The 11,932-nt window shown below is 66.0% G+C and carries 12 protein-coding genes; 1 reads left to right on the top strand and 11 read right to left on the bottom strand.

Going from position 1 to position 11,932, the window contains the following annotated elements:
* Positions 1-21: 21 nt before the first annotated feature.
* Together ABL843_RS11650 and ABL843_RS11645 are read right to left on the bottom strand one after the other, a co-directional pair.
* Positions 22-1,503 carry an efflux transporter outer membrane subunit gene (locus ABL843_RS11650; protein WP_418119961.1) on the bottom strand — a complete coding sequence of 494 codons (1,482 nt, stop codon included), beginning with the start codon at positions 1,501-1,503 and terminating at the stop codon, positions 22-24.
* Positions 1,496-2,035, bottom strand: a complete 540-nt coding sequence (locus ABL843_RS11645; protein ID WP_418119960.1) for a MarR family winged helix-turn-helix transcriptional regulator — start codon at positions 2,033-2,035, stop codon at positions 1,496-1,498. Before ABL843_RS11645 ends, ABL843_RS11650 begins: the two co-directional genes overlap by 8 nt.
* Positions 2,036-2,111: 76 nt before the next feature.
* Between ABL843_RS11645 and ABL843_RS11640 the strand changes: the two genes are divergently transcribed.
* Positions 2,112-3,896, top strand: a complete 1,785-nt coding sequence (locus ABL843_RS11640; RefSeq protein ID WP_418119959.1) for an ABC transporter transmembrane domain-containing protein — start codon at positions 2,112-2,114, stop codon at positions 3,894-3,896.
* Between the two features lie 22 nt (positions 3,897-3,918).
* Here the strand turns inward: ABL843_RS11640 and ABL843_RS11635 are convergent, their stop codons facing one another.
* Genes ABL843_RS11635 through nuoI form a run of 9 tightly spaced genes read right to left on the bottom strand, consistent with a single transcriptional unit; the run spans position 3,919 to position 11,924 of the window.
* Entirely contained in the window at positions 3,919-4,380 is a 462-nt protein-coding gene (locus ABL843_RS11635) for a DUF1178 family protein (RefSeq protein ID WP_418119958.1), read from the bottom strand.
* A gap of 8 nt (positions 4,381-4,388) precedes the next feature.
* Positions 4,389-5,009, bottom strand: a complete 621-nt coding sequence (locus tag ABL843_RS11630; protein ID WP_126018314.1) for an NUDIX domain-containing protein — start codon at positions 5,007-5,009, stop codon at positions 4,389-4,391.
* 19 nt (positions 5,010-5,028) lie between these two features.
* Positions 5,029-5,334: a DUF2818 family protein gene (locus ABL843_RS11625; protein WP_126018312.1), complete on the bottom strand. Its 306-nt coding sequence runs from the start codon at positions 5,332-5,334 to the stop codon at positions 5,029-5,031.
* A gap of 15 nt (positions 5,335-5,349) precedes the next feature.
* The gene (gene nuoN / locus ABL843_RS11620; RefSeq protein ID WP_418119957.1) at positions 5,350-6,837 is read right to left on the bottom strand and encodes an NADH-quinone oxidoreductase subunit NuoN; all 1,488 of its coding nucleotides are present in this window, start codon (positions 6,835-6,837) and stop codon (positions 5,350-5,352) included.
* 24 nt (positions 6,838-6,861) lie between these two features.
* The gene (locus ABL843_RS11615) at positions 6,862-8,340 is read right to left on the bottom strand and encodes an NADH-quinone oxidoreductase subunit M (protein ID WP_184636550.1); all 1,479 of its coding nucleotides are present in this window, start codon (positions 8,338-8,340) and stop codon (positions 6,862-6,864) included.
* Positions 8,341-8,364: 24 nt separating this feature from the next.
* Positions 8,365-10,398 (bottom strand): NADH-quinone oxidoreductase subunit L, encoded by a 2,034-nt coding sequence (nuoL, locus tag ABL843_RS11610; RefSeq protein WP_418119956.1) that lies wholly within the window; start codon positions 10,396-10,398, stop codon positions 8,365-8,367.
* 7 nt (positions 10,399-10,405) lie between these two features.
* Complete coding sequence (gene nuoK / locus ABL843_RS11605; RefSeq protein WP_093204819.1) at positions 10,406-10,714, bottom strand: NADH-quinone oxidoreductase subunit NuoK; 309 nt, start codon at positions 10,712-10,714, stop codon at positions 10,406-10,408.
* Positions 10,711-11,364, bottom strand: a complete 654-nt coding sequence (locus ABL843_RS11600; protein ID WP_126018304.1) for an NADH-quinone oxidoreductase subunit J — start codon at positions 11,362-11,364, stop codon at positions 10,711-10,713. Before ABL843_RS11600 ends, nuoK begins: the two co-directional genes overlap by 4 nt.
* Before the next feature lie 38 nt (positions 11,365-11,402).
* Positions 11,403-11,924 (bottom strand): NADH-quinone oxidoreductase subunit NuoI, encoded by a 522-nt coding sequence (nuoI, locus tag ABL843_RS11595; protein ID WP_019653385.1) that lies wholly within the window; start codon positions 11,922-11,924, stop codon positions 11,403-11,405.
* Between the last annotated feature and the right edge of the window lie 8 nt (positions 11,925-11,932).

The raw sequence follows: 11,932 nt of genomic DNA, 5'->3' as shown, positions 1-11,932 counted from the left end.
GCTGGATCTGCGCTGTGCCGATCAGTTCAGCGGGGCCGAGGGAGCCGATGCCGATGCCGTGGCGGTGGTCGGCGGCTGCCAGCCGCCGCCGAGCGCGCGCGCCAGGCCCACCTGGGTGTCGAGCGCGCGGGCCGCGAGGTCGACCGCGAGCCGGCGCTGGGCCAGCACTGCCGTTTCGGCCGTCAGCACGTTGAGGTAGTTGCCGAGGCCCGCGCGGTAGCGCTGCACGGCGATGTCGTAGGCACCTTCGGCCGCGGTCTGCGCGGCGCGCTGTTCGGCCTGCTGTCGGGTGATCGACTGGGCACTCGTGACCTGGTCGGCCGCGTCGCGCACCGCGTCGATCACGGTGGCGTTGTAGCTCTCGACGGCCGCATCGAGGTCGGCCGACTTGCCGCGCAGGTTGGCGCGCAGCTTGCCGCCCTCGAAGATCGGCAGGCTGATGGCCGGGCCCACGCCCCACTGCTCGCTGCCCGACTTCAGCAGCTTGCCGAAGCCCAGGCTCTGGAAGCCGACGAAGGCCGTGAGGTTCACGTTGGGATAGAAGAGCGTCCTGGCGTTGGCCACGTCGCTGGTGGCAGCTTCGACGCGCCAGCGCGCGGCGGCGATGTCGGCGCGGCGGCCGAGCAGGTCGGCCGGGATGTTCGCCTGCAGCGCCATCGGCTTCACGCCATCGAGCACCGGCGGCTTGAGCGAGGCGGTGACGTTCGGCTGGCCCACGAGCGCGTCGAGCGCGTGCTGCTGCAGCGCGATCTGCTCGTTGAGCGCTTCGATCTGCTGGCGGGCTTCAGGCAGGCCGCCTTCGCTCTGGCGCAGTTCGAGGCGGGTGTCGAGGCCGGCGGAAACGCGGTCGCGCACCAGCTTCAGCGTTTCATCGCGCTGCGCCAGCGTGCGCCTGGCAACGGTGAGCTGATCGTTCAGGCGCGCCCACTGGAAGTAGCTGCGCGCCACGTTGCTCGCGAGCAGCACGCGGGCCGCGTCGGCATCGGCCGCGGCTGCATTTGCGGCGCCGATGGCGGTGTCCAGCGCGGTGCGGTTCTTGCCGAAGAAGTCGAGCTCCCAGCTCGCGCCCAGCTGCAGCAGGCCGATGTTCTGGGTGGAGCCGCCCAGCGGCGCCGGGTAGATGTAGTTGGTGTTGAACTTCTGGCGGTTCAGGTCGAGCTCGCCCTTGACCTGCGGCTTGAGCGCGGCGCCGGCGATGTCGGCCGATGCCTGCGCGCGCGCGAGGCGGGCCTGCGCGACCTGCAGGTTGGGGTTGCCGGCCACGGCTTGGTCGATGAGCGAGTTGAGCTGCGAGTCGCCGAAGGCGAGCCACCACTGGCTGTCGAGGCGGGACACCGGCACCGCGGCACTGTCGGGCGCGATGCCCAGCGACGAGGCGTCGCGCAGCTTTGCCTGCGAGCCGATTCCGGCCATGTCGGCGCAGCCGGCGAGTGCAACCACCAGCAGCGCGGCGGCCACGACGGGAGTGCGGCGCATGGCGCGCACGGCGAGGGAGTCAGTCATTTTTATCTCCACGGGCCGCGAGGGCCTGGGCGTTGTCGAGGATGCGGCGCAGATAGCCTTTGAGCTGTTCCCATTCCTCGGTGGTGAAGCCTGCGAGGTGCTCGTTCTGCACCCTGCTGAGCACGTGCGGCACTTCCTTGGCGGCCGCGCGGCCTTCGTCGGTGAGCTCGATGTTGACCACGCGCCGGTCTTCGAGCGAGCGCACCCGGCGGCACAGGCCCTTGGCCTCGAGGCGGTCGAGCAGGCGCGTCATGGCGCCGGTGTCGAGCTCGCAGGCCCTGGCCAGTTCGGCCACCGTGGTGGCCGCGCCGACGTGCAGCTTGTAGAGAGGCACCCACTGCGGATAGGTGGGGCTGCCCGGCTCGCACATGCGGGTTTCGACCGACTGGCCGACCGCCGTGACGATGCGGCGCATGAGGTAGCCGATGCTCTCCTCGGCGCGGTAGGTTTCCGGGCTGTAGAAGGCGACGGGCTCACGACGCTCCTCGCCGGTGGAAGCCGGCGGGTTCCGAGGGGTGTTGGCATCGCTCATGGCCGCAATATTAGTTGCCTCGGCAATTATTGTCAAGGCTACCTTTGTAGAGGCAAGGGATCGGTAGAATTGGCGCATGGCTTCCTCCCCAACGTCTTCCATGGCCAAGGGCTCGCCCCGATCGCTCTCGGGCCTGAGCCCTTTTCTTCGTCCGTACCGTGTGCAGATCGTGCTGGCGGGCGTCTTCCTGGTGATGGCGGCGGTAACGACGCTGGCTTTTCCTATCGCCTTGCGCAGCCTGATCGACAACGGCCTCATCAGCTCCGACAAGGGCGCCCAGACCATGGCGCTGCGCGAGCATTTCGGCGCCCTCTTCGCCGTGGCCGTGGCGCTGGGCGTGTTCTCGGCGGCGCGCTTCTATACGGTGAGCTGGCTGGGCGAGCGCGTGACGGCCGACATCCGCAACGCCGTCTACGGCCATGTGCTCAGGCAGAGCCCCGCCTTCTTCGAGACCACGCAGACCGGCGAGGTGCTGTCGCGCCTGACAGCCGACACCACGCTGGTGCAGTCGGTCGTCGGCTCATCGCTGAGCATGGGCCTGCGCAACGCGGTGATGGGCGTGGGCGCCCTGGCGGTGCTGATCTGGACCAACCCCTACGTGATGGTGCAGGTGCTGGGCATCCTCGTGCTGGTGGTGTTGCCGAGCATGGTTTTCGGCCGCCGCGTGCGCAAGCTGTCGCGCGCCAGCCAGGACCGCGTGGCCGATTCCAGCGCCATCGCCGCCGAAGTGTTGAATGCCATTCCGGTGGTTCAGAGCTACACGGCCGAGAGCCGCGAGGCCGCGCGCTTCAGCGGCTCGACCGAGAACGCCTTCCGCACCGCCGTGCGCCGCACCCGGGCCCGATCGGTGCTGGTGGCTTTCATCATCATCGCGACCTCCGCGGCGCTGCTCTGGGGCCTCTACCAGGGCACGCAGGCCGTGCTGCGCGGCGATATCACCGCCGGACACCTGGGCCAGACGGTTGTCTACGTCGCCATCCTCGCCAGCGCGACCGCCGTGCTCGGCGAGGTCTACGGCGACCTGCTGCGCGCGGCCGGTGCGACCGAACGGCTGATGGAGCTGCTGCACGCGCCCGCGGCCATCGTGTCTCCCGCGAATCCAGCGGCTGCGCCCGTCCCCGTAGCGGGCAGCGCGATCAGGTTCGACGCGGTGACCTTCCACTACCCTTCCCGCCCCGGCACACCGGCATTGCGCGACTTCAGCCTCGATGTCGCACCCGGCGAGACCGTGGCACTGGTGGGATCCAGCGGCGCCGGCAAGAGCACCGTGTTCCAGCTGCTCCTGCGCTACTACGACCCGCAAACGGGCCGCGTGCTGCTCGATGGCGCACCGCTGGCCTCGCTGTCCCTGCCCGAGTTGCGCACCCGCATCGGCCTCGTGCCGCAGGACGCGGTGATCTTCTCGGCCAGCGCCCTCGAGAACATCCGCTACGGCAACCCCGAGGCGACGGCCGAGGAAGTGCAGGCCGCAGCGCGCGCCGCCTTCGCCCACGACTTCCTGCAGGCGCTGCCCGAGGGCTACGACACCTTCCTCGGCGAGCGCGGCGTGCGGCTTTCGGGCGGACAGCGACAGCGCATCGCGATCGCACGCGCGATCCTGAAGAACCCGCCGCTGCTGCTGCTCGACGAAGCCACGAGCGCGCTCGACGCGGAGAGCGAACGCATGGTGCAGGCCGCGCTCGAATCGGCGATGGAGAACCGGACCACGCTGGTGATCGCCCACCGCCTGGCGACGGTGCAGAAAGCCGACCGCATCGTGGTGCTGGACCACGGCGGGATCGTCGAGCAGGGAACGCACGCGGCGCTGGTCGCGCAGGGCGGCGTGTATGCGCGGCTGGCCGCACTCCAGTTCACGGCCTGAACAGGCCGCGCTACTCAGCCAGTTACTGCAGGGTTTCTTTCAGTGCCGCCGGAATCGGCAGCGCCATCACCGGAATGCCCTCGTCGAGCAGCGCCTCGGTCTGCTCGGGCGTGGCCTGCCCGCGGATGCCGCGCTCGGGGGTCTCGCCGTAATGCATCTTCCGGGCTTCGTCGGCAAAGCGCTCGCCGACGTCCTCCGTCTTCGCCAGCACCTCGCGCACTGCACGCATCCAGCGGGCTTCGGGCGAGGGATCGGCGGGAGCGTTGGAAGCAGCAGCGACTGGAGCAACCGCAGCAGCCTCCTTCGGCGCCCTGGCGTTGCCCAGGTTGAGGCGCGGCGCGCTCAGCAGCTTGACGATGGCGGTGTCGCCGCAGACCGGGCATTCGACCAGGCCTGATGCCAGCTGGGTCTCGAAATCCTCGCTCGAGGCAAACCAGCCTTCGAAGCCGTGGCCGTGGGTGCAGCGGAGATCGAGAACCTTCATGGCGCGGATTATCCCGCGCTGCCCTGCGCGGGCGCAGCCTGCCAGTCCAGTGCCCATGCGCCCGAAAGGACGTTCTGCAGCCAGAGCGTGCAGGTCAGCGTCTTGGCATCGGTGACCTTGCCTTCGCGACACCAGCCGGCCAGCTCGTCGGGAGTGGCCGTGAACACGTCGAGGAATTCGCCGTGGTCGAGTTGCCGCTCGCCGAGCGAGAGACCGCGCGCGAAGTAGATGTGGATGATCTCGGTCGAATACGCCACCGCGAGGTGCATGGCACCCGCATACGCCCACTCGCGCGCGGTGTAGCCCGTTTCCTCGATCAGCTCGCGCCGGCCGCAGTCGAACGGATCCTCGCCCGCATCGAGCTTGCCCGCGGGAAACTCGATCATCACGTGGCCGACCGGATAGCGGAACTGCCGCTCCAGCACGATGCGGCCGTCGTCAAGCAGCGGAATGACCACCACGGCGCCCGGGTGCACCACATACTCGCGCGTGGCGCTGTGGCCATCGGGCAGGCGGATGGTGTCGCGCCGGGCCTTCAGGAACTTGCCGTTGAACAGCTCCTCGCGGCTCTGGAGCTCTTCCTTCAGGTGCGAATCGGCGGTGGAGGTGTCGGTCGGCTTGGTGGTCATGGTCGGTCGCTCGTCCTCTTCAGTGCCTGTGCTTCATCAGGTAGCGCCAGGTGAACCCCGGAAAGGCCAGCACGATGAACAGCGCGCCGGTCACCGCATAGAACTCCCAGCCCTGCGCGGCGATCTGCCCTGCCCTGCGCTCGAACAGCAGCCCGACGCCGCCGGCCAGAAAGTACAAGACCACCAGTTCGGCGAGGCGCACCGCGAGCGACTTGGGAGCAGTCGCCAGAGGCACGACGCCGAACAGGCGGTCGTTGAAGAACGGCAGGTTGGCGGCCACGAGGGCCACCAGGAGAACGACCCAGACGGACGCGGTCTGCGACACCCTAGGTCGGCCGCGTCAGTGGGCCAGCGTCGCCACGATGGCGTCGTAGCACAGCGTCATCAGGCCGCCGGGCACGATGCCCAGGATCAGGATCAGCGCGCCGTTGATCGTCAGCACGGTACGCACGTCGCGCGGTGCCGACACGGTGGTGGCCGTGACGGGCGCATCGAAGTACATGACCTTGACCACGCGCAGGTAGTAGAAGGCGCCGATCAGCGACATCATCACCGCGAACACGGCCAGGCCGATGTAGATGGCGTGGCCCGAGGCGATCAGCGCCTGCAGCACGGCCAGCTTCGCGTAGAAGCCGACCAGCGGCGGCAGGCCGGCCAGCGAGAACATCGCGATCGACATCACGCCGGCGTACAGCGGGCTGCGCTGGTTCAGGCCGGCGAGGTCGGTGATTTCCTCGCTCTCGAAGCCTTCGCGCGCCAGCAGCAGGATGATGCCGAAGCTCGCGAGCGTGGTCAGCACGTAGGTCACGATGTAGAACATCGCGGCGCTGTAGGCGTACTGGGCGTTGTAGGTGCCCTGCTGGTCCGAACCGGCGACCAGGCCGAGGAGCATGAAGCCCATCTGCGAGATCGTCGAATAGGCCAGCATGCGCTTGAGGTTGCTCTGCGCGATGGCGGCCAGGTTGCCGACCAGCAGCGAGGCGATGGCCAGCACGGCGAGCATCTGCTGCCAGTCGATGGCCAGCGGCTGCAGCGCGTCGACCAGCAGGCGGATGATGATCGCGAAGGCGGCCAGCTCGGGCGCCGCGCCGATCAGCAGCGTGATCGCCGTCGGAGCGCCCTGGTAGACGTCGGGCACCCACATGTGGAACGGGGCTGCGCCCACCTTGAAAGCCAGGCCGGCGACGATGAACACGAGGCCGAACACCAGCACCTGGTGGTTGACCTTGCCGGTTGCGATGGTCTTGAAGACCTCGTTCACGTCGAGCGAACCGGTGGCGCCGTACATCATGGACAGGCCGTAGAGCAGGAAACCGCTGGCCATGGCGCCGAGCACGAAGTACTTCATGGCGGCTTCGCTGGCCACCGCGTTGTCGCGGCGCAGCGCCACCAGCGCGTAGCTCGACAGCGTGAGCAGTTCGAGGCCCAGGTAGATCAGCAGGAAGTTGCTGCCCGAGATCATCACGAACATGCCCAGCAGCGCGAACATGCTGATGGTGAACATCTCGCCGCCGCGCAGCATCTCGCGATCGGCCGCGTAGGGACGGCCGTAGACCAGCGTGATCATCAGGGCGACGGTGGCGAAGCACTTGAGCCAGTTGCCCATCGGGTCGCTGACGACCATGCCGCCGAAGCCGTAGATGGTCTTGGCTTCGGAAGCCTGCAGACCCGACAGCACTGCGACCACGGCCAGCGTGAGCAGCGTCAGGACATAGGTACGGGTGCGGCGCGGGCTCGTGTCCGACAGGTCGACCAGCGCAATGATGCAGGCCATGACCAGCAACACGATTTCGGGGTAGATCGTGACCCAGCTGAGTTTGTCAATCATCTCGTTCTCTTCTTCAGCGTGGCATCAGGAGGGCAGCTTCGAGACTGCCACGTGGCGCAGCAGCTCGGTCACGGAGGCGTCCATCGCGTCGGTGAACGGCTTCGGGAACAGGCCCATCCACAGCACGGCGATGGCCAGCAGCGCCAGCATCAGGAATTCGCGCGAATTGATGTCGCTGAGTTCCTTCACGTGGTCGTTGCCGACCGGGCCCAGATACACGCGCTTGTACATCCAGAGGGTATAGGCGGCGCCGAAGATCAGCGCGGTGGCTGCTCCCAGGCCGATCCAGAAGTTGGCCTTCACGGCGCCCAGGATCACCATCCATTCGCCCACGAAACCGGCGGTGCCCGGCAGGCCGCAGTTGGCCATGGCAAACAGCAGCGCGAACGCGGCGAACTTGGGCATGGTGTTCACCACGCCGCCGTAGTCGGCGATCTGGCGCGAGTGCACGCGGTCGTACAGCACGCCGATGCCCAGGAACATGGCGCCCGAGACGAAACCGTGGGCGATCATCTGCACGATGCCGCCGGACACGCCCAGCTCATTGAAGATGAAGAAGCCGAGCGTCACGAAACCCATGTGGGCCACCGACGAATAGGCCACCAGCTTCTTCATGTCCTGCTGAACCAGCGCGACCAGGCCCACGTAGATCACCGCGATCAGCGACAGCGCGATCATGAGCCAGGCCCATTCGTGCGAGGCGTCGGGGGCGATCGGCATCGAGAAGCGCAGGAAACCGTAGGCACCCAGCTTCAGCATGATCGCGGCCAGCACGGCGGAGCCGCCGGTCGGCGCCTCGACGTGCACGTCGGGCAGCCAGGTGTGCACCGGCCACATCGGAACCTTCACGGCGAAGGCCGCGAAGAAGGCGAAGAACAGGAAGGTCTGCGCGGTCGATCCCAGCGGCAGCTTGTGCCACGACAGGATGTCGAAGCTGCCGCCCGACTTGTTGTACAGGTAGATCAGCGCCACCAGCATCAGCAGCGAGCCGAGCAAGGTGTAGAGGAAGAACTTGAACGCCGCGTAGATCTTGTTCGGGCCGCCCCAGATGCCGATGATCAGGTACATCGGGATCAGCGTGGCTTCGAAGAACACGTAGAACAGCACGCCGTCGAGCGCGGCGAACACGCCGATCATGAGGCCCGACAGGATCAGGAACGCGCCCATGTACTGGTTCACGCGCTCGGTGATCACTTCCCAGGCCGAGATCACCACGATGACCGTGATGAACGACGTCAGCAGCACCAGCCAGAGCGACAGGCCGTCGACTCCGAGGTGGTAGTTGACGTTGAAGCGCGAGATCCAGCCCGTCTTCTCGACGAACTGCATCGCGGCGGTGCCGTTCTGGAAGCGCGTGAACAGCGGCACCGTGACCAGGAAGCTCACGATGGAACCGACGAGCGCGACCCAGCGCACGCCCCTGGCGTGCTCGTCACGGCCAAACGCCAGCAGCACGGCACCGAATGCGATCGGCACCCAGATGGCAAGGCTCAACAAACCCATTTTTCTTTTTCTCCAGCGCTAGGCTCAGCGTTTGAACCAGACGAAGTACGTCATCAGGATGAAGACGCCGAGCAGCATCGCGAAGGCGTAGTGATAGATGTAGCCCGACTGCATCCAGCGCACCACACCAGAGATACGGCCCACGACCTTCCACGAACCGTTCACCACGGCACCGTCGATCAGGGCCTGGTCGCCGCCCTTCCACAGGCCGGTACCCAGGGCGCGCGTGGCGCGGGCGATGACGTTCTCGTTGAACCAGTCCATGTAGTACTTGTTCTCGAGCAGGCGGTAGATCGGGCCGAAGGCACGCTTGATCGCCGCCGGCAGCGCCGGGTTGATCATGTACATGTACCAGGACAGGACCACGCCGGCCAGCGCCAGCCAGAACGGCGCCGTCTGCAGGCCGTGCATGGCCATGGCCACCGGACCGTGGAAGGCTTCTTCCAGCTCCTTCATCGCGTGATGCTTGGAAGCGTCCACGAAGATCGCGTTCTTGAAGAACTCGCCGAAGAGCATCGGCTCGATCGTCATGAAGCCGATCACCACCGAAGGAATCGCCAGCAGCACCAGCGGCAGCCAGACCACCCAGGGCGACTCGTGCGGCTTGTGGTCGTGGCCATGGCCGTGATCGTCATGACCGTGGCCATGGTCGTCATGGTGTGCATCGGGGTTCTGGTCGTAGCGTTCCTTGCCGTGGAAGACCAGGAAGTACATGCGGAACGAGTAGAACGCGGTGATGAACACGCCGGCCAGCACCGCGTAGTAGGCGAAGTTCGCGCCCCACAGGTGGCTTTCGTGCACAGCCTCGATGATGCTGTCCTTCGAGTAGAAGCCCGAGAAGAACGGCGTGCCGATCAGGGCCAGCGAACCCAGCAGCGAGGTGATCCAGGTGATCGGCATGTACTTGCGCACGCCGCCCATCCAGCGGATGTCCTGGTTGTGGTGCATGCCGATGATGACCGAGCCGGCGCCGAGGAACAGCAGCGCCTTGAAGAAAGCATGCGTCATCAGGTGGAACACCGCGACCGAGTAGGCCGAGGCACCGAGCGCCACCGTCATGTAGCCGAGCTGCGAGAGCGTCGAGTACGCGACCACGCGCTTGATGTCGTTCTGGATGATGCCCAGGAAGCCCATGAAGAGCGCGGTGATGGCGCCGATCACGAGGATGAAGCTCAGGGCCGTGTCGCTCAGCTCGAACAGCGGCGACATGCGCGCCACCATGAAGATGCCGGCCGTCACCATGGTCGCCGCGTGGATCAGCGCCGAGATGGGGGTCGGGCCTTCCATCGAGTCGGGCAGCCACACGTGCAGCGGGAACTGCGCGCTCTTGCCCATCGCGCCGATGAACAGGCAGATGCAGATCACCGTGATGAGCATCCACTCGGTGCCCGGGAAGGTGATGCCGGCCAGCGTGCCCGCCTTGGCGAAGGCTTCGGTGTAGTTCAGCGTGCCGGCGTAGGCCGCGATCAGGCCGATGCCGAGGATGAAGCCGAAGTCGCCCACGCGGTTGACCAGGAAGGCCTTCATGTTCGCGAAGATCGCGGTCGGCTTGTTGAACCAGAAGCCGATCAGCAGGTACGACACCAGGCCCACCGCCTCCCAGCCGAAGAACAGCTGGAGCATGTTGTTGCTCATGACGAGCATCAGCATGGAGAAGGTGAACAGCGAGATGTACGCGAAGAAACGGTTGTAGCCGTCGTCCTCTTCCATGTAGCCGATGGTGTAGATGTGGACCATCAGCGACACGAAGGTCACGACGCACATCATCATGGCGGTGAGGCCGTCGACCATGAAGCCGACTTCCATCTTCAGGCCGCCGACCACCATCCATTCGTAGATGGTCTGGTTGAAGCGGGCACCGTCGGCTATCACGCTCTTGAGCGTCATCGCCGAGATGATGAAGGCGACCAGCACGCCGAGAATGGTCAGCGAATGCGTGACCTTGCGGCCGATGTGATTGCCGCCGAACTTCGTGCCGAACACGCCGGCCAGGGCTGCGCCGACCAGGGGTGCCAGCGGAACGGCCAGCAGTGTGGATGCGGAAAGGGTTGCGCTCATGTTGCTGTCAACCCTTGAGCGAGTTGAGTTCGTCGACGTTGATGTTCGACCTGTTACGGAACAGCAGGACCAGCAGCGCCAGCCCGATCGCCGACTCGGCCGCGGCCACCGTCAGGATGAAGAACACGAAGATCTGGCCATGCATGTCGCCCAGGAAGTGCGAGAAGGCCACGAAGTTCATGTTGACCGCCAGCAGCATCAGCTCGATGGCCATCAGCAGGACGATCAGGTTCTTGCGGTTCAGGAAGATGCCGATCACGGACAGCGCGAAAAGCATCGCGCCGAGCGAAAGAAAGTGTCCGAGCGTGAGCGTCATGCCTTGTTTTCCTTTGCAGCGTCCGCAGCTTCGACCACAGGCTCCGCGGCACGCGTTGCCGGCATCTGCACGATGCGCACGCGGTCGCGTGCCTTCACGCGAACCTGGTCGGCCGGGTTGACGTACTTGCTGTCCTTGCGGGTGCGCAGCGTCAGTGCGATGGCGGCCACGATGGCCACGAGCAGGATGACCGCGGCGATTTCCAGCGGATAGAGATATTCGGAGTAGAGCAGCTTGCCCAGTTCGAGCGTATTGGAGGTGTTGGCCGCTGCCGCATTGGCCGCGGCGCGGGGTGCCTCGCCCAGGCGGAAGCCGCCCATGAGCACCGCCGCCATCTCGAGCGCGATCAGCGCACCTACGCCCGCCGCCAGCGGGAAGTGCTTCCAGAAGCCCTCCCGCAAGCTGTCGACGTTGATGTCCAGCATCATCACCACGAACAGGAACAGCACCATCACGGCGCCCACATACACGAGCACGAGCGAAATCGCGAGGAACTCGGCGCGCAGCAGCAGCCAGATGGCCGATGCCTGGAAGAAGGCCAGAACCAGGTACAGCGCGGCGTACACGGGGTTGCGGGCGGTGATGACGCGGAATGCTGCGAACAGCAGCACCACGGCAAACAGATAGAACAGACCGGTCTTGACGTCCATTGGAATTCGAATTGGTACGGGTTTCGGGCTGAACCGGGTCAGCGGTACTTGGCGTCGGCCGCCTTGTTCGCTGCGATTTCCTTCTCGTAGCGGTCGCCCACGGCCAGCAGCATGTCCTTGGTGAAGTACAGGTCGCCGCGCTTTTCGCCGTGGTATTCGAAGATGTGCGTCTCGACGATCGAGTCGACCGGACAGCTCTCTTCGCAGAAGCCGCAGAAGATGCACTTGGTCAGGTCGATGTCGTAGCGCGTCGTGCGGCGCGAGCCGTCGTCGCGCACGTCCGATTCGATGGTGATCGCCAGCGCCGGGCAGACGGCTTCACAGAGCTTGCAGGCGATGCAGCGCTCTTCGCCGTTCTCGTAGCGGCGCAGCGCGTGCAGGCCGCGGAAGCGCGGCGACAGCGGCGTCTTCTCTTCGGGGAACTGCACCGTGATCTTGCGGGCGAAGGCGTACTTGCCGGTGATGGCCAGGCCCTTGAACAGCTCGAACAGCATGAAGCTGCTCAGGAAGTCCTTGAGCGAGAAAGGCGCGGATGGTGTTGCGGTGTGCGCAGCAGACATGATGTTGG

This window comes from Variovorax sp. 350MFTsu5.1 (assembly GCF_048302515.1).
GTDB lineage: Bacteria > Pseudomonadota > Gammaproteobacteria > Burkholderiales > Burkholderiaceae_C > Variovorax > Variovorax guangxiensis.
The sequence above is the reverse complement of the archived record's forward strand: the minus strand, read 5'-3'. Positions and strand labels throughout refer to the sequence as shown.